Source organism: Fibrella aquatica, from assembly GCF_041321135.1.
GTDB lineage: Bacteria > Bacteroidota > Bacteroidia > Cytophagales > Spirosomataceae > Fibrella > Fibrella aquatica.
Genome location: NZ_JBGGWF010000001.1, coordinates 659141 through 683544, shown reverse-complemented (window position 1 = coordinate 683544; position 24404 = coordinate 659141). Strand labels below are relative to the sequence as shown.

Annotated in this window: 24 protein-coding genes; 14 read left to right on the top strand and 10 right to left on the bottom strand. The window is 52.4% G+C overall.

Features of this window, described 5'->3' with window-relative positions; all coding sequences use genetic code 11:
- Positions 1-62 precede the first annotated feature (62 nt).
- Positions 63-257, bottom strand: a complete 195-nt coding sequence (locus ACAW87_RS02520; protein ID WP_085410498.1) for a cold-shock protein — start codon at positions 255-257, stop codon at positions 63-65.
- Between the two features lie 209 nt (positions 258-466).
- Between ACAW87_RS02520 and ACAW87_RS02515 the strand changes: the two genes are divergently transcribed.
- Entirely contained in the window at positions 467-700 is a 234-nt protein-coding gene (locus tag ACAW87_RS02515; protein ID WP_370721568.1) for a PspC domain-containing protein, read from the top strand.
- A gap of 85 nt (positions 701-785) precedes the next feature.
- Here the strand turns inward: ACAW87_RS02515 and ACAW87_RS02510 are convergent, their stop codons facing one another.
- Both ACAW87_RS02510 and ACAW87_RS02505 read right to left on the bottom strand, forming a co-directional pair.
- Positions 786-1298 (bottom strand): DUF2480 family protein, encoded by a 513-nt coding sequence (locus tag ACAW87_RS02510; RefSeq protein ID WP_370721567.1) that lies wholly within the window; start codon positions 1296-1298, stop codon positions 786-788.
- A gap of 157 nt (positions 1299-1455) precedes the next feature.
- Positions 1456-1887, bottom strand: a complete 432-nt coding sequence (locus ACAW87_RS02505; protein ID WP_370721566.1) for a DUF2141 domain-containing protein — start codon at positions 1885-1887, stop codon at positions 1456-1458.
- A 158-nt stretch (positions 1888-2045) separates the two neighbouring features.
- Between ACAW87_RS02505 and ACAW87_RS02500 the strand changes: the two genes are divergently transcribed.
- Genes ACAW87_RS02500 through ACAW87_RS02480 form a run of 5 tightly spaced genes read left to right on the top strand, consistent with a single transcriptional unit; the run spans position 2046 to position 6190 of the window.
- A complete protein-coding gene (locus tag ACAW87_RS02500; RefSeq protein ID WP_370721565.1) occupies positions 2046-3770 on the top strand; it encodes a GMC oxidoreductase in 1725 nt (574 codons plus the stop codon).
- Positions 3767-4357, top strand: coding sequence for a gluconate 2-dehydrogenase subunit 3 family protein (locus ACAW87_RS02495; protein WP_370721564.1), 591 nt, complete (start codon positions 3767-3769; stop codon positions 4355-4357). The genes ACAW87_RS02500 and ACAW87_RS02495 overlap by 4 nt, the downstream gene beginning before the upstream one ends.
- 55 nt (positions 4358-4412) lie before the next feature.
- A complete protein-coding gene (locus ACAW87_RS02490; protein WP_370721563.1) occupies positions 4413-5342 on the top strand; it encodes a helix-turn-helix domain-containing protein in 930 nt (309 codons plus the stop codon).
- A 55-nt stretch (positions 5343-5397) separates the two neighbouring features.
- Positions 5398-5865 carry a hypothetical protein gene (locus tag ACAW87_RS02485; protein WP_370721562.1) on the top strand — a complete coding sequence of 156 codons (468 nt, stop codon included), beginning with the start codon at positions 5398-5400 and terminating at the stop codon, positions 5863-5865.
- 13 nt (positions 5866-5878) lie between these two features.
- Complete coding sequence (locus ACAW87_RS02480) at positions 5879-6190, top strand: DUF3817 domain-containing protein (protein WP_370721561.1); 312 nt, start codon at positions 5879-5881, stop codon at positions 6188-6190.
- A 15-nt stretch (positions 6191-6205) separates the two neighbouring features.
- Here ACAW87_RS02480 and tsaB read toward each other — a convergent pair whose 3' ends face one another.
- The 3 genes from tsaB to ACAW87_RS02465 form a co-directional block, all read right to left on the bottom strand.
- Positions 6206-6898, bottom strand: a complete 693-nt coding sequence (tsaB, locus tag ACAW87_RS02475) for a tRNA (adenosine(37)-N6)-threonylcarbamoyltransferase complex dimerization subunit type 1 TsaB (RefSeq protein WP_370721560.1) — start codon at positions 6896-6898, stop codon at positions 6206-6208.
- A 117-nt stretch (positions 6899-7015) separates the two neighbouring features.
- Positions 7016-8671, bottom strand: coding sequence for a S41 family peptidase (locus ACAW87_RS02470; RefSeq protein WP_370721559.1), 1656 nt, complete (start codon positions 8669-8671; stop codon positions 7016-7018).
- 100 nt (positions 8672-8771) lie between these two features.
- The gene (locus ACAW87_RS02465; protein WP_370721558.1) at positions 8772-9281 is read right to left on the bottom strand and encodes a ribonuclease P protein component; all 510 of its coding nucleotides are present in this window, start codon (positions 9279-9281) and stop codon (positions 8772-8774) included.
- Between the two features lie 295 nt (positions 9282-9576).
- Between ACAW87_RS02465 and ACAW87_RS02460 the strand changes: the two genes are divergently transcribed.
- Both ACAW87_RS02460 and ACAW87_RS02455 read left to right on the top strand, forming a co-directional pair.
- Positions 9577-10266 (top strand): hypothetical protein, encoded by a 690-nt coding sequence (locus ACAW87_RS02460; protein ID WP_370721557.1) that lies wholly within the window; start codon positions 9577-9579, stop codon positions 10264-10266.
- 185 nt (positions 10267-10451) lie between these two features.
- A complete protein-coding gene (locus ACAW87_RS02455; protein ID WP_370721556.1) occupies positions 10452-11054 on the top strand; it encodes a DUF5025 domain-containing protein in 603 nt (200 codons plus the stop codon).
- Between the two features lie 91 nt (positions 11055-11145).
- Here the strand turns inward: ACAW87_RS02455 and rpmH are convergent, their stop codons facing one another.
- Positions 11146-11313 carry a 50S ribosomal protein L34 gene (gene rpmH, locus ACAW87_RS02450; protein WP_085410512.1) on the bottom strand — a complete coding sequence of 56 codons (168 nt, stop codon included), beginning with the start codon at positions 11311-11313 and terminating at the stop codon, positions 11146-11148.
- Between the two features lie 226 nt (positions 11314-11539).
- Here rpmH and pyk point away from each other — a divergent pair, with 226 nt between their 5' ends.
- Entirely contained in the window at positions 11540-12979 is a 1440-nt protein-coding gene (pyk, locus tag ACAW87_RS02445) for a pyruvate kinase (RefSeq protein WP_370721555.1), read from the top strand.
- 73 nt (positions 12980-13052) lie between these two features.
- On the opposite strand, the gene ACAW87_RS02440 is transcribed toward pyk, so the two are convergent.
- Positions 13053-14567, bottom strand: coding sequence for a DUF1593 domain-containing protein (locus ACAW87_RS02440; protein ID WP_370721554.1), 1515 nt, complete (start codon positions 14565-14567; stop codon positions 13053-13055).
- Positions 14568-14763: 196 nt separating this feature from the next.
- Here ACAW87_RS02440 and ACAW87_RS02435 point away from each other — a divergent pair, with 196 nt between their 5' ends.
- The 5 genes from ACAW87_RS02435 to ACAW87_RS02415 all read left to right on the top strand — a co-directional run bounded on the left by ACAW87_RS02435 (position 14764) and on the right by ACAW87_RS02415 (position 22511).
- Positions 14764-16362 carry a vanadium-dependent haloperoxidase gene (locus ACAW87_RS02435; protein WP_370721553.1) on the top strand — a complete coding sequence of 533 codons (1599 nt, stop codon included), beginning with the start codon at positions 14764-14766 and terminating at the stop codon, positions 16360-16362.
- A gap of 265 nt (positions 16363-16627) precedes the next feature.
- A complete protein-coding gene (locus ACAW87_RS02430; RefSeq protein ID WP_370721552.1) occupies positions 16628-18172 on the top strand; it encodes a gluconokinase in 1545 nt (514 codons plus the stop codon).
- A 9-nt stretch (positions 18173-18181) separates the two neighbouring features.
- Entirely contained in the window at positions 18182-18844 is a 663-nt protein-coding gene (locus ACAW87_RS02425) for a DUF4230 domain-containing protein (protein ID WP_370721551.1), read from the top strand.
- Between the two features lie 123 nt (positions 18845-18967).
- Positions 18968-20089 (top strand): hypothetical protein, encoded by a 1122-nt coding sequence (locus ACAW87_RS02420; RefSeq protein WP_370721550.1) that lies wholly within the window; start codon positions 18968-18970, stop codon positions 20087-20089.
- Positions 20055-22511: a hypothetical protein gene (locus ACAW87_RS02415; protein ID WP_370721549.1), complete on the top strand. Its 2457-nt coding sequence runs from the start codon at positions 20055-20057 to the stop codon at positions 22509-22511. Before ACAW87_RS02420 ends, ACAW87_RS02415 begins: the two co-directional genes overlap by 35 nt.
- Positions 22512-22619: 108 nt before the next feature.
- Here ACAW87_RS02415 and rnhB read toward each other — a convergent pair whose 3' ends face one another.
- Positions 22620-23207, bottom strand: coding sequence for a ribonuclease HII (gene rnhB, locus ACAW87_RS02410; protein WP_370721548.1), 588 nt, complete (start codon positions 23205-23207; stop codon positions 22620-22622).
- A 103-nt stretch (positions 23208-23310) separates the two neighbouring features.
- On the bottom strand, positions 23311-24333 hold the full coding sequence (locus tag ACAW87_RS02405) for a vWA domain-containing protein (RefSeq protein WP_441656222.1): 1023 nt from the start codon (positions 24331-24333) through the stop codon (positions 23311-23313).
- Positions 24334-24404: the final 71 nt, after the last annotated feature.

Genomic DNA, 24404 nt, shown 5'->3' with positions numbered 1-24404 from the left:
AAATGCCCCGACTTTTCAGCCGGGGCATTTTGTTTTTTCTATCTGACCAACGGTCTGACGAATTAGATCTTGCTGACCTTAACGGCGTTGAGGCCTTTCTTGCCATCAACTACTTCAAATTGAACCCGGTCATTCTCACGAATCGTCACACCGTTCAAGCCGGTAATATGAACGAAAATTTCACGACCATTGGCGTCATCAACGATAAAGCCGAAGCCTTTGCTCTCGTTGAAAAACTTAACCACACCTGTTTGCATAAATTTGGTATAAATTGAATATGTGAACAACCCGTTGCAGGTTACTCACATGCATGAAGCGCAAAGTAAAGGAATAAGTTTCAGAAGAATGGTAAATTCGGCAATCAAAATTGTGTGTTCCCTGGCTTTTTTTTTACAAATGGTTGTAAACGGTCGAACAAAGCTCACATATTAACGTTATTTTTACTCTCCTTCAGGACAACAAGCACATGGATCAGAGTCTTAACAAAATGAAATACTTCGTTGAGCAACAAGCTTTTGGCGTTTGCGCCCGGCTTGGTGAACGAATGAACATTTCGGCTAGCAGTATCCGGCTGTACTTTATTTATACCTCCTGCCTAACCCTCGGGTCACCCGTCATCCTGTATCTGATCGCCGCCTTCTGGCTCGAGATGCGTACCCACGTTCGCCGCAACGCTAACCCTACTTTCTGGGAGCTATAGGGTAATTAAGAATGCAGAATTAAGAATGGCTCTGCCAATGCACCAACTGGGGTTCATCGGCAGAGCCATTCTTAATTCTGCATTCTTAATTCTTTCTTTTAAAAAGAGGCACCGTGCTACAAGGCTCACCAAAAAGCAGGCTTTGCACGACGGGGGTAAGCACACGAGTCAGCTCCACATAGGCAGCCGTTGGTACCGGAACCTTGCTACATCCCTTCACTACTACTTTAGCACCCCGATACGCTTCCGGCTCTATGGTCTTGATGGCGTCGAAATAAAGCTTTTCATTCAGGTCGTCGAGTGTACCGTATACAACCGTATTAGCATAAGGTTGCAGGTTCAGCGTCAGAAGCATGAACGCCCAGGTTGGAATAATGGCGTCTTCGGTACAGGTGATCGCTACGTTCTTACCGGTATACTGGCTCCAGTCATGTTCTTTCAGGAACGCCCGGAAGTCTTTTTCCTTCAGGATCATGCCCATAAACAGGTTGTCTTTCAAATCGTAGACAACCCGCTCGCCGTGGTTGTAATACTCTTCAAGATCAAGCGTAACCAGGCCGCTGTTGGCCACCCGGTTTACAATAACGTCCGTTTCCATGGTTGGAGAACGAGAGGATCAGTGTTCAAAGTTCAAGAGTCGGGTTTGTGGTTTGTGGTTCGTAGTCTGTGGTTTGTCGTTGCGCTGCTAAATGACCACTCAGTTGATTTAGCAGCGCAACGACAAACTACAGACTACGAACCACAAACCCGTTTTTTCACATACTCATCAGCACGATTTTCATATCCGTGTCTTTGTCGAGGGTAAACGACGCGTCTTCAAAGGAAGGCGGGCCCATGAGCATAGTTATTTTCGAGAAGCCGAACGGCTCGGCTGGGCGACCACCTTCCATGTCCATCTGCTTGTTGTCATTCAAATCCTGATGCAGGCGGACGGCATACGTACCTGAGGCCAGGTTTGGAAACGTGATAACTAATGGGCCTTCTGCGGGAATCGCAACCGTTGTGTCGATGTCCGCCTTACCCATGAAGTTCTCTTCTTTGGTAACCAGACCCACGCGAATTGTCCCCTTTCGCTCGAGCAGATTACTCACGTTGAGCGTCAATTTATACGTCTTGGTCTGAGCCTGAACGGTGGCGGCTGTGCAAACCGAGGCAAGTAACGAGGCGGCGAATACTAACGTTTTCATAGCGATATGTGCGTTTTGTTTGATTGAGTCAAAAGTATTCCTCAATCGTATCTGCAAGCAAGTTGGTGGGCCAAACAGCACGATTTTGGGGCGAATGGGAAAGCGGCGAGTAGATTCCGTAGTAGGTTCTATATTTACCTAAATCCCAACTTAACCTGATGGCAAACCTAAATACTACCGTAAACAAATCGCACCGTTATGACGCCATCGTGATCGGATCGGGCATGAGTGGTGGCTGGGCGGCAAAAGAGCTTTGTGAAAAAGGCCTGAAAACGCTGGTCCTTGAAAAAGGCCGTATGGTCAACCACGTAGAAGACTATCCCACCATGAACCAGGACCATTGGGACATGGAACACCGCGGCGGACTAAACTACGAAGACCAGCAGAAGTACCACATTCAGACCCGAAGCGGCTTCGTCGGTGAGAGCACCAAACATTTCTTCACGAATGACCTCAACGATCCGTACGAAGAAACCAAACGCTTCGACTGGATTCGGGGTAACCACGTTGGCGGACGATCGCTGACCTGGGGCAAACACTGCTACCGATGGAGCGACCTTGATTTTACGGCCAACGCCCGCGAAGGTATCGCCGTTGACTGGCCCATCCGCTACAATGACATTGCGCCCTGGTATAGCTACGTCGAGAAATTCGTTGGCATCAGCGGCGAAAAGCTGGGTCTCGATCACCTGCCCGACGGTGAGTTTCTGCCGCCAATGGATTTGAATTGCCTGGAAAAGCATTTCAAGCAGGAGGTGATGAAGAAGTACGGCAACCGCCCCGTTACCTGCGGCCGCGTTGCCCACCTGACCGAGCCGCAACCCTGGCATCTGGAGCTAGGCCGTGGCCAATGTCAGAATCGAAACCGTTGTTCACGTGGCTGTCCGTACGGCGCTTATTTCAGCAGCAATGCCGCTACCCTGCCCGCCGCCAACCGGACTAACAACCTGGCAGTTCGCCCCAATTCAGTGGCGCATTCGCTGATTTATGACGAAAAAACGGGGCGGGCCACCGGGGTACGTGTCGTTGATTCGGAAACGAAGCAGATGACCGAGTTCTACGCCAGTCTGATTTTCTGCTGTGCCTCCTCAATGGCTACCACGCAGATTTTGCTGAACTCAACCTCAACCCGATTCCCGAACGGGCTGGGTAACGACAGCGGCGAACTGGGTCACAACATCATGGATCACCATTATCATGTGGGGGCGATGGGCTCGTATGATGGTTTCGAGGATCAGTACTACAAAGGCCGGAAGCCGGCAGGCCTGTTTATTCCCAGGTACGTTAACCTCGACGAGAAATCGAAGAACCCGAACTTCCTGCGTGGCTATGATTATCAGGGAGCGGGTGCTGGGCGTGGCAACTGGGGCGCAGGGGTGAATGAGCCAGGCGTTGGCGCTGCCTTTAAAGAATCGCTGTTTAAACCGGGCGGCTGGGGTATGGGCCTGATGGGATTTGGCGAAGTATTGCCATACCACGACAACAAAGTGACGCTTCACCCCGACAAGAAAGATCAGTGGGGCCTGCCGATTCTGGTCTTCGATGCCGAGTTCAAGCAGAACGAACTGAACATGCGAAAGCAGATCATGGCCGATGCCGCCGAGATGCTGGAAGTGGCCGGCATGAAAAACATTACTACGTTCGATTACTCGGGCGGTATTGGCGTGGGCGTACATGAAATGGGTACGGCGCGCATGGGTCGCGATCCAAAAACATCAGTACTGAACGGTAATAACCAGATTCACAGCGTGCCCAATGTGTTTGTGACCGATGGTGCCTGCATGACCTCATCATCCTGCGTGAATCCTTCGATTACATATATGGCGCTGACAGCCCGTGCCGTTGATTTCGCTACCAAACCTCAGAACAAAATAGCCCTATGAACCGCCGCAACGCCCTTAAAACCTCGGCCCTCTTCATGGGCTATACCGTCACCGCAGCGGCGCTGACCGAAACGTTCATCGCCTGTTCCAAAGAGGCACACCTTGACTGGAAGCCCGTTTTCCTGACCAACAATCAGGCCGCGACAATCGCCGAAATTACGGAAACGATTTTGCCGAAAACCAGCACACCGGGTGCCAAAGACCTGGGTGTACCGCAGTTCGTCGATAAGATGCTGAAGGAGTTGCTGAGTGAAGCCGATCAGAAAGACTTCCTGGCCGGACTGGCTTCACTGGACGAACGTTGCGAGAAAGAAACCGGCAACTCATTCATCGATTGTACCCCAGCCCAACGTGAGGCACTGCTCCTGACGTTAGACAAAGAAGCGGCCCCGTTTCCTCCTTCACTTTGGGGCATTACCCTGAAACCGGCTGGCCCACCCGCGTTCTTCCGCCGCCTGAAAAGCCTGACGCTATTGGGTTATTACACCAGTGAAAAAGTGGGTAAAGAGATTTTGGCCTATGACCCTGTTCCGGGACCATTTATTGCCTGTATGCCGTTGAACGGGCAGAACGCTTGGAATGAGTAGACGGATGTTGGATTTGGGAACGGTCCCAAATCCAACATCTTTTCCCAGGTACGTTATGAATAGTGAAGACAGTTTCCCTTCCATTAGTCCCGATATGGCTCGGGAACGGTTTCTGGTGAAAGATGAAGCCTGGGAACAACGATTTCGGCCCAACTTCAACCAGTTCATTATTGCCCCTTTTGAGTTTGCCCGGCCCGTTATCAAGCTCCCCGTGCCACCGGGACGTACCGGCAATCACGCACTGTTTCTAGTTACAGGTGGTCAGGTTGGCCTGACAGTCGGGCACCAGTCCTGCACAGTTACCAGCCAGCAGGTAGTGGTTGTTCCGGCCCAACAAATCTTTTCTATCAACTCAATTCAGGAAACTACAACTGGATACATGTGTTTCTTCAGTAATGAGTTACTGATCAGCACCATTCAGGACTCCAGTTTCGAGTTTCTGAAACTGACCAATAATCCACTAACGGAGCTATCAACCCAGCAAACCAGTTTCCTTGCCAATCTGCTCAATCGGTTAGTGGTTGAGTATACCGAATCGGGAGCTAGTCGAACAGACATAATCAGGCCTTACCTGCTGGCGGTGCTGAGCGAGATCAACCGGGCCTATGCCGGAAAAATGTCGATCAAAACAGACGCGGGCGACCGGCTTGTTCAGGGTTTTCTAACGCTGCTCGATGAACATAGCCGGCACAAGAATCAGGTTACCAACTACGCCAACTTATTACACGTCAGTCCTAACCACCTCAACAAAGTGGTTAAGGCCAGAACCGGTCAATCACCCTCTGTTTGGATTGATAAGCGACGCGTACTGGAAGCCAAAGTCTTACTCTTCCAATCTACATTGACGGTTGGACAGATCGCCGCCGAACTTGGCTTTACGGACCAATCGAGTTTTGGTCGGTTATTCCGCAAGTATGCTAGCCTAAGCCCGGTCCAATTCAGAAAAATGATTGATTCTGCCCAACCTTTGCCGGGTATGGCTTAACTGTGACAAGGCGAATTCTCTGAAATTTGCGGCCAACATTCTGTCACCTCCCGACATGGTCTATTCCATCATACTTTTGATTCACAGCTACCTGCGTTGGCTCGTATTGGGCAGTCTACTGGCGGCGCTGGCTAGCGCTTATTCCGGCTTACTCCGCCCACGCCTCTATCGCCCGGCCGATCAGACAATTCGGGTGGTAGCCACGTCAATTGCGCATACGCAGTTGCTCATTGGCATTTACCTTTACACCATCAGTCCAATTATCCGGTATTACTGGCAAAATCGGTCTGGCTTCGGTGAGTCGCCTCAATTTTCTTTTTTTGCCCTCATTCACATTGGTCTGATGCTCGCCGCTGTCATCATCATAACAATCGGATCGAGCAAGGCGAAACGCCAGATTGATGCCCGAGAGCAATTCAAAACAACAGCGACTTATTTCACCATTGGCCTGTTACTTATTCTACTGGCTATTCCCTGGCCGTTTTCTCCATTAGCTACTCGCCCCTGGCTTCGTACTTTTTAATGTATCAGCAGTTATGAACTTCTTCAATTCACCCAAAATTCGGCTTCGTCAGGTAGGTTTTGCCGAAGGCGTTTCGTTCCTGATTCTTGTCTTTGTCGGTGTTCCCCTGAAACGTATTGGTGGCCACCCCGAAGTTGTTGAGATCGTAGGCCCCATCCATGGACTGCTTTTTGTTGCCTATGTCCTGATCGTTATTCAGGCCCAAACGGAGTATAAATGGCCGCTGGGCAAAACGCTGCTGGCCTTGCTCGCCTCTGTCATCCCCGGCGGCACGTTCTACGCCGACCACAAAATTTTCCGGCACCTTCGGGAGATACCCGACTGAGCATGTGCGTCTGCTTTAGCTGACGGTCTTGAGCGCCTTCGGCGTGGTAGCCATGAACTCTTTGAGGTAGTATGGCTCAAACGTAACCAGGTCCTCGAAATTTCCAGCGGCGTAAGCCTGCACGGCTAACGTACCTACGGTGCGCGCTGAAGGACGTACTTGAGTGGCTGGAAAACTGGCATTAGAATGTGTCAATACTGGTTGGGCTTTGGCAGAACCATCACCAAAGAAAACCATCCGGTTGGTTTCCAGCAGGTCAGCAAAAGATGTTTCGTCAAGCACCGTGGCCGAAGTAGCCCGAACCTCGCTCCCGTCCTGCCCGTAGATAGCGCAATACACCTCCATCCGACGGGCATCGATCATGGGGCAGAATAACGTATCGGACGGGTAAAACGAACGTACTTGCTCAGTCATGGCGGCCAGCGTATTGATGCCGATCAGCGGCTTATCGAGGGCCATACAAAGCCCTTTCGCAGTAGACACGCCAATACGCAAACCCGTGTACGAACCCGGCCCTTTCGCCACCGCAATCGCCGACACATCGCTAAGCGCGTAGCCCGTATGCGTCACCACATCGTGCACAAGCATAGTCAGCCGCGCCGAAGCCGTGCGTTCGGTAAACAGTTCATAACAGCCCAGCAGCGTACCATCCAGTTGATGCAAGGCCACGGAGCAAACGGTAGTAGAGGTATCGAGAGAGAGGATCATTTTAAAGTGGGAGGAAGGAGGAAAGGGAGAACGGAGGAAAGGGATTGCTGACGCCAGAGCAGATACGTTGGCGTCAGCAATCCCTTTCCTCCGTTCTCCCTTTCCTCCTTCCTCCTTTTATTTACTTCCTTTCAAAATCCGCTCGTACTTGCTCATGTCTTTGAACAGGTCGAGGGCGGTTTTGATATCGGTGTCGGTACTGAATGAGGCTTCTTTGATGCCTTTTTGCAGGTAATAATGGCCGGCGATTTCCTGTTCCAATAAGCCCCGAATTTCGGTCTGGAACGTTTTCATGTCGGCATCTTTACTGTGCGACATCTTCGACTTCAACGCATTCAACTGATTCTGAATCTGGTCGAAATATTTTTCTTTCTTGGCCGATGCTTCCAGCACCCCCAAGTCTTTTTCTACCTGTGTAGTGTAGTCGTATTCTTTATCTGACGCCCATTTCACAAACTCCTGATATTCAGCGTCCGTTAGCTTGAACTCGCGAGCGGCTTTGATCGTCGGATGGTCGTGTTTGTATTTCACGGCATAGTCGAAGATCAGGCCTTTGTTGGTCAGGCTGAGGGCCAACGGCGATGGGGCTGGTGCTTCCGTCTGAATATCGGGGGTTACGCCGCCGCCATCATATACAGTCCGGCCAGCTTTGGTTTTGAAGGCTGTGCGCAGCGAATCGGCGATTTTGCCCACACTACCATCGGCGTTGCGGTGGCTGTAGTCGATCGCCTGAATACAGCGGCCACTCGGAATGTAGTACTTGGCCGTGGTGATCTTCATCCGCGTTCCGAACGAGAGCGGGCGGGTGGTTTGCACCAGTCCTTTGCCGTAGCTACGCTGCCCGATCAGTACGCCCCGGTCATAATCCTGAATCACGCCCGACACAATTTCGGCAGCAGAGGCCGAATGGTTGTTGGTTAGTACTACCACCGGCATTTCGGTATCCAACGCGGGCGATTGAGCGGCATACGCTTTATTCCACTCTGTCACCTTGCCTTTGGTGGTTACCACCTCAGAGCCACGCGGAATGAAGATATTGGAGATATCAATAGATTGATCAAGCAGTCCACCGGGGTTTTCGCGGAGGTCGAGCACGAGTTTCTTCATGCCTTTTCCCTTCAGTTCCTGATAGGCGGCACGTACCTCACGACCGGCAGCGGCCATGAAATCTTTCAGATCAATGTATCCAACCTCGTCATTGAGCATCCCGTAATACGGCACGTTGGTCATTTTCACCACGTCGCGCATCACTGAAATCTCGACCGGCTCTTTCACCCCAAAACGCTTCACCGTCAACTTCACCGCTGTTCCGGTTTGGCCCCGCAGCAGTTTACCCGTATCGGCATCGCGGCGGGTTTTGATGTCTACCCCGTCGATCTTCAGAATTTCGTCGCCAATCTGTAGACCCGATTTTTCGGCGGGGGTTCCTTCATAGAGCATCATCACAATGCTCTTGTCCTGCCGAGTACCAACCGTAGCACCGATGCCGTTGTAGCGGCCGGTGGTCATGGTCATGTAATCTTCGATGTCGTCTTCAGCGTAGAAGTTCGTGTACGGATCAAGCGACTTCAGCATGGCGTCGATACTCGTTTTCACCATGCGGTTGGGGTTCACCTCATCCACGTAATACATGTTCAGTTCTTTGAACATCGTGGCGTAAATGTCGAGGTTCCGGGCGATCTCGAAAAACCGATCATCGCGCGTAAAGGCGGTCATCCCCCCCGCAACAAGCAGGGCCGACGTGCCAAGTATCAGTTTTTTATAAAGAGCCATAAAGGAGAACTAAGAGTTAAGAATTAAGAGTCAAGAAGTGAGAGTTGCTTCGCTGAGCCCTGTCCGCTACTCTAGCGAAGCAACTCTCACTTCTTGACTCTTAATTCTTAACTCTTTTCAAGGCTAATTTCATGCCTTTTTCTATCTCTTCAAACGAAATTTTTGTCTTGGCGGTATAGAGAAACACAATCTGCGCCACCGGCCCGGTAATGGGCTGTTTGTCAACGTTCTCTTCGCTCACCTGCGCCAGCCGATGCTTGTGCAACCGATACGCCTCCTTCACCCGCCGACGTACCGCATTTCGGTCAACGGCTTTCTTAAACGCCCGTTTTGGCACGCTAAATAATACCTGCGGTAACGTACCTAGCTCGGCGGGGCTGGCTATACCCGGCTCAGCCTGTTCCGTTTCGGGTACAGCTTGCCCAGCTTCGGCGGGGTTACTAAGCCCTTGCCGAAAGTACAGCACCCGAAACGGATAATGGTAAAACGTCAGCGGTGCCTCGCCAGCCGGTTTTTCAGCGGGAGTTGTACCTGGCTTATCGCGGTGGAAAAGCCGGTCAATGACCTTCTGACTGGTCAGGTGTTCCGATTTAGGAAAGAAGTGGCGCATAGGTAGTCTGCAAATTTAACAGAACGAAACGACCCACCTCCTATTCGCCCGATATTGGCACTGGCTTAACGTACCTGACTTCGACTCTATGGGGCGATCGTACGCTGGTCCTTGGCTGGAATCACATTTATTCCAGCAGTTTGTTCAGAAACATTACCACCAGTTATGGCTAAATCCTCAGCTAAGAATATCAGGTCAGCAACCTCTTCTACGTCAATCAATTACGTTCCGGTATTCGTAATCTGTGTTTGCTGAGCGATTTTACTGGACAATCTCACAACGTTCACGAGTCAATGTGGGTCGTTACTACGCCGATCAGGCTATCAAGGGCTACGTTCAGCCAACGGCCAACTCAACAATGAAAAAACACCTCACAACCCTCACCCTGGCACTCGCTATGTGCGCCGTGCAACGTACCTACGCGCAGACAGAGAAAGGTACATTCACCATTGGCACGAACGTGGCTGCCGGTATCTGGAAACCGGAATCCGGCGTATTGAGACCAGAAACGTATGACATGAACAGCCTGCGGGTAATACCATCGGCCGGTTACTTTATCCGAAAGAATACGCTCCTCAGCATTGGTGTGCCGATCGAATCCGGCGAGGCTCGCTACAACTACACCGGTGTCGGTGCCGTTTCCCGGACTGCTAGTTCCTCGGTTGGGCTGTCGCTTACGGCCCGGCGCTATTTTCTGGAAGGCCGGTTCAAACCGTTTGTGCAGTTGGATGGCGCTTATACCTGGAACACGGTGCAGCTATACCGCATACCTCAGAACACGCCTTCAGAAACGCGCGCTGGCCAAACCATTCGGGCCAATGCAGGGCTGGGAATCAGCTATTTTGTAAGCAACCGCTTCAGCATCGAAGCGTCAGCCCTGTTGGGTGTCGCCAATGTCCAAGGCGCTTTCAACGACAAGAAGCTTGACCCGTCTAATCGGTTTCTACTGCTGGGCATCGGTGCCAACTGGTATTTGAAGCGGTAACTCCAGCCCGTTGGCTAAGTCCAACGGAACAGAGCAGCTTTTCTAACTGATAGGTAACAGTCAGCTTGTATAGAAATGCAAAACACCCGTGATGGTCCGGTAACTCAATTTTTGAATGAATGGAACGACAAGTTGTTACATTGTATTCCATAGTAACTTATCAGTTCAACTACAAGTAAATGACTATGCCGAAGGTTACTCTGATCAGCGGTTACTGCTTGCTTGCCCTACTGAGTGGCATAGTGGGTTGCCATACGGATAGGGATAGCCCAACAGCCATACCCATACCGGCCAACTCATTCTCAATGCAAATCAATGGTCGGGACTGGAAACCCTATCAAAATTCAACTGACCCTTGCTATAGTACGTTTAAGATGCAAGCAAGCGCCCTTAACCACATACCGTTCTATCGTTTCTATGCCTGGCGCGATTCGATAGGCCGGGCTGATACTAGAAGTCAGGATGCGCTTACAATCCAGATCATGAATGTCACAGAACCTGGTGCATACCCATTGAATGGCACCTGGAAAGCCCACTTTGAGTCATATGTGACGTTGAACATGAAACAAGCATCAGGAGCAAACAAACGGTACATCAACTCGCCTGATCGCACACCGTTCGTGGTAACGGTACGCGAACTGATTACCGACATCCCTTTTGTCCCGGGCCTGATAGGGTCATTCGCAGGTACGTTATATGCAGAAGACGACAGCAACGACTCTTTGGTTATCAATCAGGCAGCGTTCGCTTTCCTGAAATTGACCAGCAACTTCGATCACTGCCAATAGCTAATCACGGCTTACCCAAGCTAGGCTAGCATTAAAAAAGCCGCTACTGATGATCAGAGCGGCTTTTTTAATGACGTGTAAAGGTCAGGCATTACAGTTTAAACCGAACGCCTTTCTTTTCGTCAGAAACGGTCAGTTTCCAGCGACCTTTGGCCCGGCGACGAGCAATTACATTCTGCCCGTTAGGCGTTGACATCCGCTCACGGAATCCGTGTTTGTTCCGACGCTTGCGGTTCGACGGTTGGTAGGTTCTTTTCATTGTATACTTGTGACTAAAATGCCTGTTCCTGAATTGAGTCCGCAAAATTAGCAGAATCATTTGTAACGACAAAGAAGTTTGTAGTTTGTTGTCTGTGGTTTGTGGTTGCGCTGCTGAACTTAGGTACGTTATATGGCAACGCAACCATAAACCACAGACAACAAACCATAAACTATCCTATTTTTGCACCCGATACCTCCTGCTTCAGTTATTCTTCAGTTACCCCATGTTCAAAAGAACCAAGATTGTTGCCACCGTTGGCCCTGCTTCTGAAACCAAAGAACAGTTACTGGCATTAGCCCACGCGGGTGTCAACGTGTTCCGGCTTAATTTTTCACACGGTACGCACGAAGATCACCTTCAACGCCTGACTCTCATTCGCGAAATCAACGCCGAATACAATATGAATCTCTGCGTCCTCCAGGATTTGCAGGGCCCTAAAATTCGGATTGGTGCCGTTGAAGACCCTAAAAATGGCGTTCAGCTCATTGCCGGTCAGCAATTGGTGTTCACCAACGACGAAATGATCGGTACGGCCAATCGCGTCAGCACACCCTATAAAGGCATGTACCGCGATGTCCGGCCCGGCGAGCGTATCCTGCTCGACGATGGCAAACTGGAAGTAAAAGTAGTAGGCGTCGACGGCACCGATGTGGTTACCGAAGTGGTCTACGGCGGTCCGATGAAGTCGAAAAAAGGCGTGAACCTACCCAACACGAAAGTGTCGATGCCCTCGGTGACCGACAAAGACTGGGCCGACCTTGACTTTGGTCTGGAGCACGATGTAGAGTGGATTGCCCTCTCGTTTGTACGGGAAGCGCAGGAAATTCTGGAAATTAAAGATTACATAAAGTCGAAAGGCAAGTTGGCCCGAGTGGTCGCCAAAATCGAAAAGCCTGAAGCCATCGTCAATATCGACGCGATCATCGAAGCGACCGACGCAATCATGGTAGCTCGTGGTGACCTCGGCGTTGAACTGCCCGCCGAAGAGGTGCCGATGATTCAGAAAATGCTGGTCGAGAAGTGTAACCGCGCCGCCAAACCGGTAATTGTGGCGACGCAGATGCTCGAAAGTATGATCGATGCCCCTCGCCCAACCCGCGCCGAAATCAACGACGTAGCTAACTCAGTAATGGACGGAGCCGATGCCGTCATGCTGTCGGCCGAAACAGCGTCGGGTAGCTACCCAATTCTGGCGGTTGAAAATATGTCGGCCACGATTCGGAACGTAGAAGCCAACACCGACAAGATTTATTACCGGCACCACGCGCAGGTTAATGATCACCCAAGCGAGAACGTGTTGAACGACAACGTGGTAATGAGCGCCTGCCGTTTGGCCCGCGACACCAACGCGAAAGCCGTTATCGGCATTACGACTTCCGGCTACACAGCCGTTCGTTTGTCGCACCACCGGCCAAAGGCGTCAATTTATGTGTTCTCTCCCGATGCCCGCCTGCGTAACGTATTAGGCTTGTATTGGGGCGTTCAGGTAATTCCGTTCGAGCCTGATACACAAATCACGGTTGACCAGACCGTTGAGGCGATTAAACAAACGCTAATTGCCCGTGGCTCACTGGAATCGGGTGACATTTTCGTGAACACGCTCAGCATGCCACTGTCGCAGCAACGCAAAACCAACACGGTGAAACTGAGTGTGGTAGACTAATATCGGAGAACGCTATTATTGAAAACGGGAACGTACCTGAATTGGTACGTTCCCGTTTTTTTGTCTTTATGTATCAACCCGCCACCGTCACAATCACCCGCTGGTAGCGTGTCAGCGAAGGGGTTCCCGCATCCGATACTTCCAAAATCAGATGAACGGTTTGGCCGGGGGTGGCGTTAGTGGGTACGGTAAACAACGTCTTCGCCTGGTATGGCTGGCTCATGGTTACCTTGCCCGGGTACGTACCTGCCTCTTCATACTGCCACCACCGATACGTTAGCTGATTTTTATCAGGGTCGGTGGCCGAACCGCTTAGCGCGATGCGTTGGCCACGTTTCACCGACAGGTCACGGGCATGGTTAAGCTTCACCACCGGGGCATGATTGGCGTTTTTGTAGGGCTTTACGCACCAGTCAGCACGGGCGGCAAAGTCGTTTTGCAGCACCGGAATCCAGCGGGTCTGGGGATAGGCTGTATCCTGTTTCTTCGTGTATGGATTATAATCAGTCACCTGTTTACCGTCTTCCCAACGATACGGGTTGGTGGACGATTTCACCATGCGACCGCCCCAGCCACCATACGAAACATCGGCGAGGCTTCGTAAACCTACGTCGATCAGGTAAAAATAGGCGGGTGAATCGCCTTCTGAAATAAAATCGTACTGACTCAGGTTGTACTTTTTGGCCTCAGTCAGATCACCGTGCGTGTGTTCGGGGTCACCGGCCAGTTGCTGCCCATCGCCCCAGAGGTAATACGATGACAGTAATGGCCCATGCCCAAACTTGATGTGTTCAGCAAACCACGCTCCTTTCAGGTACGTCTGCAATTCGGCTGGTACCACACGCGGCCATAGGTAGGCAAAACTCCAGAACTGATCGGAGTTATACAGCACCCGAATGCGGGGCCAATTTGGAGCCACGTAGTTCTGATACGTAGCATCCTGATCCAGCACGGCGTAGATGATGGCTTTGTCCGACACTTTTTTCTGAATAGCGGCCCACTCAGGCTTGTTTTTGTATTGCTCTTCAATGGATTTCAGCGCCCTGGCCACTGTGTTGGTTCCGCCCCAGATTTGCAGGTAAACCGGACTGGCATCATCATCGAGCAGCACTTTTTTAATCAGTTCCGACCCTTCGGTATCACGGGCCATCTCGCCTTCAAAGTCGATGTTACCCACACGAATCAGACTTTTCAGGTACGTTGATGTGGGGTAGCCCGTCGCGTGTTTAATCAGGTTCGGATACACCTGCGCGTACTTGTCGATGTAGCTTTTCATCCAGGTTGTGCCGGGCCAGCGCAGGTCTGTCCGTTCGCCATACCGTTCGGCAGTATTGGGCATCTCGGAGGTGAATTTCGTGCCTTTACCATCCCCTTTGTAATGCCACTGCGAACTGCTGTAGACCAACCCTACCAGAGTAAATTCATTGCTGTATAACAGCATACGAATAAACGTATCGACATCATCAACCTCACCGTCTGTAGTTACGATGGTACGTGCTTTGGTAACGGGGTCGCTTTTTTTCTGAGCCAGCGCCGATTGCGCCATCAACAAGGGCAGAAGACAAAGTAAATACAGGCGTTTTTTCATTATTCAAGGGTTAAGGCCACTACCTCTGTAGTGATTGCAATCCAGATAACAGGGTGATACAGTTCAGGTAGTAATGCGCTCGGCAAGCAAGCCGTATTTATACGCACCACAATCCGTAATTATATCCTTGTCTATCAATGTGTTACGAAAGACTTTTGAGTGAACTTTTATTCACCCAAATAACGCTAATAATCACATGAATGACATTGTTCTGGACTGGAATCTAGTTGCGCTCGAAGCCAACCGCGAAAGTCACACCAACGGAAAAGGAGAACAGACGGGCCCTACCCTTAGCTCACGGGCGCTGGCGATTGTTCATCTCGCCATGCACGACGCTTACGTAGCAATTCAAAATGCACCTGGCTGGCCAACGTACCTGCCCATCGGCAGTATACCTGGTGCACCGGTGGGGTCAGCCAATGCCGGGTTGGCCATAGCGGGTGCTGCTTTTACAGCGCTAAATGCTCTCTTCCCGTCACAGAAAGACTATTTTGCTCAACAGTTACATCTGTTGGGTGGCGACGAAGACTCGGCCGAACACAAATACGGCGAGAAAGTAGCGAAAGCGATGTTACATGATCGTAAGTTCGACCCCGGAGCAAATGCTGGCTACTACGTTCCTTCAACCGGTCGGTATGCGCATCAGGTCGACCCCGATAATCCTAATCAGGGGTACCACGCACCGCTATACGGAGCCTGCTCCAAAGGATTTGCCATCACCAACCGCCATGAACTTGCCAGCCCACCTAGCGGCGATGCGGTATATAAAGCAGCTTTGAAGCAGGTACGTTACAAAGGCATAAAGCCTGAGCTTTTGGGCACCCTACCAACCCAGTCAACGATATCTCCTACAGGATTAAACATCACCAAACGAACAGCCGACGAAACGGTGATTGGCCTTTTCTGGGGCTACGATGGAGCCATTGACCTTGGCACACCGCCCCGACTTTACAATCAGATCATTCGGAAGATTGCCATTGCTAAGGGAAATTCGCTTGAGCAAAACCTTCAGTTGTTCACGCTCGTAAACGTGGCTATGGCCGATGCCGGTATTCTAGCCTGGGACCAGAAGTATTTCCACGAATTTTGCCGCCCGGTAATTGGCATCCGCAATTACGATAACTCGAGTGATGCCAATGGCGACACATCCAGCAACCCGATCAGTCGGTCGGCCGACCCGTTCTGGTTGCCATTGGGTGCCCCCTCGTCAAACTCCGCGAACAAAGCAACTGTAATGGTGCCGCAGAAATCATTTCCCTTTGCCGTTACCCAGACCGCGCAGACGAAAAACTTCACACCCAATTTTCCGGCTTACCCGTCGGGACATGCCACGTTTGGAGCTGCTGCACTTCACATGGCCCGGCTATTTTACGGATCTGCCAACGGAGGCGTAGACCTCCCAGCCGTCCCCAACGCTGGAAATACAACAACTCAGGATACGCTGATTGATCAGAACGCGCCTGGAATGAATAATACACCCTTTTACTTCGTCTCGGAAGAACTGAATAACAAGACGCAGACCAACGAGGGAGAGGTACGTCCCCTACATCGGCGGCGGTTCAACAGCCTTTGGGACATGATCATTGAAAATGGGATTAGCCGGGTTTATCTGGGTGTCCACTGGGTGTTCGACGCCTTCAATATCGATGATAGCGATCCGTCTACACCCATCTTCAGCAATGATCCTGCCCAGCGAATTGGTGGCATTCCCCTAGGGCTCACCATTGCCGAAGACATTTTCCGAAACCGCACAAATCAAGGTATTACCAAATCAACAGTTGGGTGTCGAGCCTGATTGACTTTGCCTTTCACTAGTTCTCAGCCGGTTTGTCGCCACATAAAAATGGTGACGAACCGGTTATTTTTTTGATCTATTTTCGCCGGAGACGATACCTGTTCACACCTATGCACTCTTGTCGGAATACCCCATCGACGAATTTAGTAATAACTAAAGTTGCCTGAAGCCTGTATCTATATTCGTAAACAGTGTATTATGGTCTGCCCAAACGCGACGACTTGACGCCCGCGCTTGTTAGCTGCCCGTTTCATTTATTCGTTTTATGCCCCTTACTCCCCTGCTTGTTGGCGTTGATGCCGGCACAACCAACCTGAAGTTACTGGCCATTGACCCGGATTCGATGGAGCAGATAGCCCACGCAGCCCGCTCCGTTGACACCAACGTACCTAAACCGGGCTACGCCGAGCAGGACCCCGACCAACTTTGGCAATTATTTCTCGACTGCATGGCCGAGCTAACCACTGAAGTCGCCGCCGCAGGACGCACGATTGGCGCACTCTGTTTCAGCACAGCCATGCACAACATTATGGCGGTTGATGAAGCCGGAAAGCCGCTAACGCCCGCCATAATCTGGTCAGACAACCGGGCAAGTCAGGAGGCGAGAACGTTGAATAAAGAGCAGGGCGATCTGTACAAGGCCATTGGCGTGCCGCTTCACCCCATGCTGCCGCTCTGTAAGCTGATGTGGTTTGGCCGTCATCAGCAGCGCCTGCTGAAACGAGCCAGTCGTTGGCTATCGCTGAAAGAATACCTGTGGTGGAAACTCACCGGCCGCTACGAAGTCGATTATTCCATCGCCACCGCATCGGGTCTGTTCGATAGTCGAAAGTCGGTTTGGCATCGACCCGCGCTGAAACTCGCCGGTGTCGATATCCGGCAACTCAGTACACCCGTAAACACGACCCACCGGGTTCAGTACCAAGACCTTCCGGATGGTCACGTACCTGGCCTGTCAACTGACACGTGGCTGATCATTGGCGCATCAGACGGTTGTTTGGCCAATCTGGGAGCCGGAGCCGTGGAACCGGGCGTAACTACCATCACCATTGGCACAAGCGGAGCCGTTCGCCGAACCAGTGTCAGGCCCATTCGCGACGCACAGAGTCGACTGTTTTCGTACCCGCTTTACAAACACGAAGAACAGCCCATTACGGCGCAACCCGCAGGCCAACAAATCAACGAAGAGCCCGCCTCCGATTTGTCGGATTGGTATGTGGTGGGCGGGCCTACCAACAACGGGGCCAATGTGCTGGAATGGCTATCGGAAAAACTGACGCAGCAAGACATTCCAACCCTGCTAGACAAAGCCGCTGCCATTGCGCCCGGATCCGACGGATTGTTGTTTTTACCCTACCTGCAAGGCGAACGCGCACCCCTCTGGAATTCGGACGTACGGGGAGGCTACCGCCACCTCGACTGGCAGCATACGCAGGCCCACATGGCAAGAGCGGCGCTGGAGGGAGTCATGTTCAACCTGCGCCAAATCGAGCTTCTTCTGGCCCGCCATACGGGTCCAACCCGGGTGATTCATGCCAACGGCGGATTTGCCCAATCAGCGTTGTGGGTACAGATGATGGCCGATATCTTCGGCGTTCCTGTTCGTCTCAATGCGAGCAACGAAAGCGGAGCCATCGGGGCCGTGTTGCTGGCCCGGATGGCGCTGTCTTTGGGCAACGGCGAACCTGTATCTTTGGGCGACTTAACCCGTCGAATAGCTTTCGGCCAGACTTTTGAACCCGACCCTGAACGGCACAAAGTGTATGTGCAGTCGTTCAAAGCGTTTCAGGCGGCTATCGATACCATGTAGTACCGAACTATGGACTTTCTAAATACCCTACTTCTTCTCACCGCCGGACTGGCGGGTGGCGTTGGCCTGACTACGTTGCTTCGCCGTAAGCAAGACACCCCCGTTACCGATGTGCGCCGCGAATCGACGTTGCTGCTGGAACGGATCGAGAAGGTGTTTAAGGTGGTAATGGCGGAGGGCTACTTCTCGGAAATCTACAATTATCAGGATCAGAAAAAGATTCTGTACCTATTCAACGACCCCAAAAAGGCCATGATCATCGCCAAATCGAAAGTCCTGGTGGGCTTCGATTTTCAGAAAGTGCGGTTCCGGCTGTCGGAGTCGGGCGAGAAGACATTGATCGTGGAAGCTTTCCCGGAGCCGGAAATCCTGTCGGTCGATACCGATTATAAGTTTTACGATATTCAGTCGGGCATCCTGAATCATTTCGACAGCGACACCTACACGAGCATTCTCGACGATGCCAAACAGGCCATGCACAGCCGCGCATTGCAAAGCGATCTGCCTCGGATTGCCAACAATCAGATCCAGTACATGATGTACCAACTCGCCGGCTCGATGGGCTGGGCGCTGCAACTCCCCGAAGGTGACCAACGCCGTATTGAAGCCCTGGAACAGGGGAAACCGCTGACCATCGATCCACCAACATTGCCTTCGCTCCCAAATGGTTGATCTGTAGGGGCGGCCGGAATGCCGGACCACCACAGTGGTCGCCCGCTTTCGGACGCATAGCGTCCGCACAATTTTTAGCGAGATGCATAAGAGAGCTATGCCTTTAGACGTGCTTACCCCTTTATGAAGCCAGCTAGTTTTTGGGCGGCCCTATCGGTCCGAAAGCGGGCGGGCACGAGGGTGGTCCGGCATTCCGGCCGCCCCTACAGGCATACCATTTGGGTTGTTTTCATGCTTGTGGGTTGCCAGACCGAGACGCGCATAACGGCCGAACGAGTACCTGCTTTTTACCATTGGAAGGCCACGTTTAACCCAACCGCTTCTGACCAGGCAACGTTGGATTCGCTAGGCGTACAGACTTTGTATGTTCGCTTTTTCGATGTGGATTGGGATGCAGCCGCTCGTACCGCCGTCCCGAAAGCGACGACCATTTTCCGGCAAAAGGCAACAGCGGGTATGCGGGTGATTCCAGTCGTTTACATCACCAATCGAACGGTGGCTAACCTGACAGGCGGCAACCCTGCTGAAGCGGGGCGGGCTGTACCTGAACTGGCCAAAAACCTGACGCAAAAAATCAGGCAACTGGCGCAAAAGCAACATATCAGTATCGACGAAATTCAGATCGACTGCGACTGGACAAGAAGCACACGCGGCACCTATTTCAGCCTGTTAACGGCGATTTCCCGCGAAGCGAACGTACCGCTGTCGGCTACCATCAGGTTACATCAGGTGAAGTTTGCGGCCAAAACGGGCGTTCCTCCCGTGGCGCGGGGCATGCTGATGTCCTACAACACCGGCGACTGGAAGCAAACCGCGACCCGGAACTCCATTCTCGACCTGACCGACCTGCAAGCCTACACCGATTACCTGCCCGGCTACCCGTTACCGCTCGACATAGCCTTGCCTCTCTTTCGCTGGACCGTCGTCTACCGAAACGATCGCTTTTTGACTCTGCTGAACAATGTTGATCGGGCACAGGTACGTACCGTGGTGGGGTTGACGCAACAGGCCGATTCGGTTAGGTATGTGGCCACCCGCGATGTGGAAGCACTCGGCACCAGCCTGCGCCGGGGCGATATACTGCGTACAGAAGCCTGCTCTATCCGCGATTTAACCACCGCACGCGATCTTTTGCTCGCCCAATTACCTGACCAAAAACGTACATTTACGCTCTACCATCTCGACTCCATCGTTTTGCATCCTTACACCCATGCCAACCTCAAAACGCTTTTACACCGTCCGTAGAGTTTCGTTGCTTTTTGCCGTACTAATTGGTTTTGCCTGTGGCCCCGGTGCTGAGGAAATGGGCGAATTTTTTAGTTTGTTTCAACCCGAAACCGCGACATATACCCCCGCCGACAGCCGGTATATCTTTACGCCTCAGCTTTACAACGTCGGCATGTTCGGTGTCGATGATGCTCCTGATTCAGCGTCGGCTCAGGCGAACACCGCCGCCTGGGTACGTTACCTTGGCAGTGGGTATTCAACCAAACTCGTTGGAGAGGCTCTGGCGGATACGTCGGTCAACAATGCGCTGATGAGCCGGTTAAACGGGACAAAACCGGAAGCGGTAACGTACCTGCGCTTTGCGTACCGGGCGCAGCAGGCATCGGGGAATGGCTCTCCCTGGAGCGAAAACCGGCCAGATACCGTACAGTTGACCGAGCTGAGCCGTCAGGCCCACACGGCAGCCAAGACCACAAGCGACCCTTTCCTGAAAGAGCGATACGCATTTCAGGCAGTAAAACTGGCCGATCAGGCGGGGCTATATGCGCAAAGCCACGACAGCTATGCACAGTTGGTTAAGCCATTGTCTGCCCGCACATTTATCAGCGATTGGGCGCGCTGCCGCATGGCGGGGTCGTTGCTTTCGCTGGGGCAAAAAGATCGGGCCGTATTTGAGTTTGCCCAGGTATTTGCCAACTGCCCAACCCGACGCCTTGCCGCCGAACGCAGTCTGCGACACCACAATCTACGGTTCACGGATGAAGCGCTGGCGTTTGCCAAAACCGACGCCGAGCGCGTGGCCGTGTATGCCGCATGCGCTATTCAGCCAAAGCAGGACGCGTTGCCTTTGCTGGAAAAAATGGTGGAGCTTGACCCGAAAAATCCGCTTATCGAGCTGGTGCTGGCGCGGGAAATCAACCGCAACGAATATTATTTCGCGGCGAAGCAGTTTCCGGGCTACGTAGAGGATGACGCCACCCGCGCTGACTCGGTCGCCTTCGAAAAACGCCGCGGCAACGTACCTGACTATTCGCAACAATTATTGTCGTTTACGCAAAAAGCGGCTGACAATGCAAAACTTGGTAATCCAGCTTTTTACCTGACGGCCACGGCGTATCTGCACTACCTCAACGGCGACTACAATTCGGCTAAGACAGCGCTTACGGAAGCAACTCAGCAACCAACGGCCAACCAATCGCTGAAACAGCAGATTGCCCTGCAGCAAATGTTGTTGCTGGCTGCCCAACCCGGACTACCCACGGCCGCCGACGAAACGGAGCTGATCAGTTACCTGACCCAGTTCAAGCAGGCGAGCATACCCGATACCAACACGCCTTACATTACCAATTTCCGCTTCACCAACGCCATTCAGACGGTGGGCAAGCAATTGGCCGATCGCTATCTGACCAACGAAGGCGATGACACATCGACGGGATGGCTGTCGGGGTGCAGCCAGAAAAAACGCGAAGACGGCGACCAGTCAACTTTTGTGGGACCACGGCAGGCCAAAGCTTTTCTAATGCGATTGATCACCACCGGGAATAGCAGTGCCGGGTATTCGCTGTATGATTTCGACGCACAAATGGCCCTGGAAGATTCGGCTTCGCTGCTTACAGCCCAGAATCTGGCTCATTACGTAGTGAACCCCATTGCGGAGTTCGACGAGCGGCTGGTGAAACTGGCCGGTGTAGATGCCGATTATGCCTATCAGTTGGTCGGTCGGCGGGCCATGCTAGCGGGAAATTACGAGGTGGCGGCCAACGCTTTTGCCAAAGTAAAACCGGCCGTCTGGCAAGGTGAGGCCACCCGCCTTTATTTCGCCATTGACCCGTTCAGCGTAAACATGCCGGGCGAAGGCAAACCGCGTAACCCGTACACGCCCGTTCAGTTTGCCCAACGGATGCAAGAGCGACAAAGAACGGCTCTGGCCTCGGCGGTGAAAACGAAGGAAGAGCGAGCACAAGCCTGGTACGACCTCGGTTGTGGCGCCTACAACCTGACGTATTACGGCAACGCCTGGATTATGGCGCACCGGTTCCGTAGCACGGGCGAGCCTTACACCTATCGCTACAAAGCAAGTGAAACGGCTCAACTCGATCAATTTAACAACGACCCGTATTATTCACCAAAGCAGGCGCAGGGCTATTTCATGCAGGCGGCCAAAGAGACGACCAACCCTGAACTAGCGGCGAAAGCCACGTATATGGCAGCCCGATGCGAGGCCAACGGTCTACAAACGCGTCGCCTGGTAGAAGCAGCGAAAACGGGTGGGTACGTAGCTGATGATGATGCAGCTTTCAACAACAAGATGCAACAGATTGCCGCCGCCGAGTACGATACGCATTTTAAAATCTACCAGACCCGCTATCGACAAACCCAATTTGCCCAACAAATGCAAACCCGCTGCGCCCTCTACCGCGATTTCATGACGGGTGAGTGAGGGGGTGAGGGGTGAAAGGGTGAGGAGTGAGAGGTGAAGAGTGAGGAGTGAAAGGGCAAAACCTCGTCACCTTTCACCTTTCACCCCTCACCTTTCACCCCTCACCCCTCACCCCTCACCTTTCAGCAAGCGGAAGCTTAGGCGGTGGTGGGGCGTTGTGCCGTATTCGCGGATGGCGGCGCGGTGGTAGAGTGTGGGGTAACCAACGTTTTGCGCCCAGCCATAGACCGGGTACGTTAGTCCAAGTTGTTCCATCAATTCATCACGGTATGTTTTGGCCAGTACCGAAGCGGCGGCGATACTCAAGTACAACGAATCGCCTTTTATAATGCAGGTATGCGGCACCATGGGGTAAGGCGTAAACCGGTTCCCATCAACCAGCAAATGCTCGGGCCGAACCGACAGTAAATCAGTGGCACGGTGCATGGCCAGGAAACTGGCTTTCAGAATATTGATGCGGTCAATATCGGCGGGCGACACCTCGGCAATGGCCCAGGCAACAGCATCGCGTTTAATGTCAGCCTGAAGCGTAAGGCGCTGCCGGTGGCTAAGCTGCTTGGAGTCGGTCAGAATCGGGTGGTGGTAATCAGGCGGCAGTATCACCGCTGCGGCCACCACCGGCCCCGCCAAACAACCCCGCCCCACTTCATCGAGCCCCGCTTCAAGGATGTTAGGTGTATGGTGTGATTTGAGCATAAGTTGATGTCCAAAGTCTAAGGTTCAACGTCTAAAGTTGCTCCGCTGATTGATGCCCAGTGGAGCAACTTTAGACGTTGAACCTTAGACTTTGGACCTTTAATTAGTCTTCCAAACTATTCCCCAGCACCGTGTTTTTCAGGAATAGGGCCAGAAGCAGGAACGTGGTGCCCCAGTAGATGTAGGGGCGGTATTGATCCTGAATGTCTTCGTAGGTTTGCACCCGCACCGGGGCGCGTTCGAGGCGGTCGATACGGGCAAATACCTGCCGAAGCTGGCCCGCGTCGTTGGCTCGGAAAAAGCCGCCCTGCCCCACAGTGGCAATCGTTTTCAAAATACCTTCGTCGAATTGCGTCGTTATACCCAGCGTATCGCTCGAGCGGGTACGTTTGCCTACGGCGATGGTATAGATTTTGACCCCAAAATTTTGAGCCAGTCGCGCTACAGTTAGTGGGTCCAGGTTACCCGCTGTGTTGTCGCCATCACTGAGCAAAATCAACACCTTGCTCTTGGCCGGCGAATCGCGCAGGCGGTTGATACTGCGGGCCAGTGCATCGCCAATAGCCGTACCCGTGGTTCGGATCATGGCCGGATTAAGTTCGCGAATGTATTGCTGCAACAAGGCATAATCAGTAGTGAGCGGACAGAGTGAGTGAGCTTCCCCAGCGAAAATCACCAAGCCTATCCGGTCATTTTTACGCCCGCTCACAAACGACTTCGCCACCTGACGGGCAGCAGCCAACCGGTTGGGCCGCAAGTCTGTTTCGGTCATCGACGACGAAATATCAATGGCCAGCATGATGTCAATACCGTCTGACTTTTCTTCGCGCAGTTGCCGCACCACCTGAGGCCGAGCCAGCGCCAGCAGCAGAAAAGCAAAGGAAATCCAGACAAACAACGGCATCAGAAAGCGCAACGCACTGACCAACCGCATCCAGCCGCCGGGTCGACCGCCAGCCATTCCCGCCAGTGAAATGCGGAGCTGTTGGTGGTAACGCCGCCCCAATAGTGTACGCAACCCAAACAGGCTCAGCGATACGGGTATAAGCCATAATGCCCATGGGTTATCGTAATGAAACGATCGCAGCGTTTCAGGCAGTAACCAGTAAAGTGCGTACCAGGGCATAATCTTCAGTTTACTGTTCGGTGACCTAAAGCCACACCTGCCAGTGCAAACAGCCTTCTAAATTAGCAGGA

Excerpts from the sequence above, each read along its gene's own strand:
- ACAW87_RS02465 (WP_370721558.1), bottom strand. The coding sequence starts at position 9,281 with ATGCGCCACTTCTTTCCTAAATCGGAACACCTGACCAGTCAGAAGGTC.
- ACAW87_RS02490 (WP_370721563.1), top strand. The coding sequence starts at position 4,413 with ATGAATAGTGAAGACAGTTTCCCTTCCATTAGTCCCGATATGGCTCGG.
- ACAW87_RS02510 (WP_370721567.1), bottom strand. The coding sequence starts at position 1,298 with ATGGAAACGGACGTTATTGTAAACCGGGTGGCCAACAGCGGCCTGGTT.
- ACAW87_RS02420 (WP_370721550.1), top strand. The coding sequence starts at position 18,968 with ATGAAGCCAGCTAGTTTTTGGGCGGCCCTATCGGTCCGAAAGCGGGCG.
- ACAW87_RS02430 (WP_370721552.1), top strand. The coding sequence starts at position 16,628 with ATGCCCCTTACTCCCCTGCTTGTTGGCGTTGATGCCGGCACAACCAAC.
- ACAW87_RS02440 (WP_370721554.1), bottom strand. The coding sequence starts at position 14,567 with ATGAAAAAACGCCTGTATTTACTTTGTCTTCTGCCCTTGTTGATGGCG.
- ACAW87_RS02505 (WP_370721566.1), bottom strand. The coding sequence starts at position 1,887 with ATGAAAACGTTAGTATTCGCCGCCTCGTTACTTGCCTCGGTTTGCACA.
- ACAW87_RS02485 (WP_370721562.1), top strand. The coding sequence starts at position 5,398 with ATGGTCTATTCCATCATACTTTTGATTCACAGCTACCTGCGTTGGCTC.
- ACAW87_RS02495 (WP_370721564.1), top strand. The coding sequence starts at position 3,767 with ATGAACCGCCGCAACGCCCTTAAAACCTCGGCCCTCTTCATGGGCTAT.
- ACAW87_RS02470 (WP_370721559.1), bottom strand. The coding sequence starts at position 8,671 with ATGGCTCTTTATAAAAAACTGATACTTGGCACGTCGGCCCTGCTTGTT.
- rnhB (WP_370721548.1), bottom strand. The coding sequence starts at position 23,207 with ATGCTCAAATCACACCATACACCTAACATCCTTGAAGCGGGGCTCGAT.
- ACAW87_RS02480 (WP_370721561.1), top strand. The coding sequence starts at position 5,879 with ATGAACTTCTTCAATTCACCCAAAATTCGGCTTCGTCAGGTAGGTTTT.
- ACAW87_RS02500 (WP_370721565.1), top strand. The coding sequence starts at position 2,046 with ATGGCAAACCTAAATACTACCGTAAACAAATCGCACCGTTATGACGCC.
- ACAW87_RS02405 (WP_441656222.1), bottom strand. The coding sequence starts at position 24,333 with ATGCCCTGGTACGCACTTTACTGGTTACTGCCTGAAACGCTGCGATCG.
- ACAW87_RS02435 (WP_370721553.1), top strand. The coding sequence starts at position 14,764 with ATGAATGACATTGTTCTGGACTGGAATCTAGTTGCGCTCGAAGCCAAC.
- ACAW87_RS02515 (WP_370721568.1), top strand. The coding sequence starts at position 467 with ATGGATCAGAGTCTTAACAAAATGAAATACTTCGTTGAGCAACAAGCT.
- rpmH (WP_085410512.1), bottom strand. The coding sequence starts at position 11,313 with ATGAAAAGAACCTACCAACCGTCGAACCGCAAGCGTCGGAACAAACAC.
- ACAW87_RS02415 (WP_370721549.1), top strand. The coding sequence starts at position 20,055 with ATGCCAACCTCAAAACGCTTTTACACCGTCCGTAGAGTTTCGTTGCTT.
- tsaB (WP_370721560.1), bottom strand. The coding sequence starts at position 6,898 with ATGATCCTCTCTCTCGATACCTCTACTACCGTTTGCTCCGTGGCCTTG.
- ACAW87_RS02425 (WP_370721551.1), top strand. The coding sequence starts at position 18,182 with ATGGACTTTCTAAATACCCTACTTCTTCTCACCGCCGGACTGGCGGGT.
- ACAW87_RS02520 (WP_085410498.1), bottom strand. The coding sequence starts at position 257 with ATGCAAACAGGTGTGGTTAAGTTTTTCAACGAGAGCAAAGGCTTCGGC.
- pyk (WP_370721555.1), top strand. The coding sequence starts at position 11,540 with ATGTTCAAAAGAACCAAGATTGTTGCCACCGTTGGCCCTGCTTCTGAA.
- ACAW87_RS02455 (WP_370721556.1), top strand. The coding sequence starts at position 10,452 with ATGCCGAAGGTTACTCTGATCAGCGGTTACTGCTTGCTTGCCCTACTG.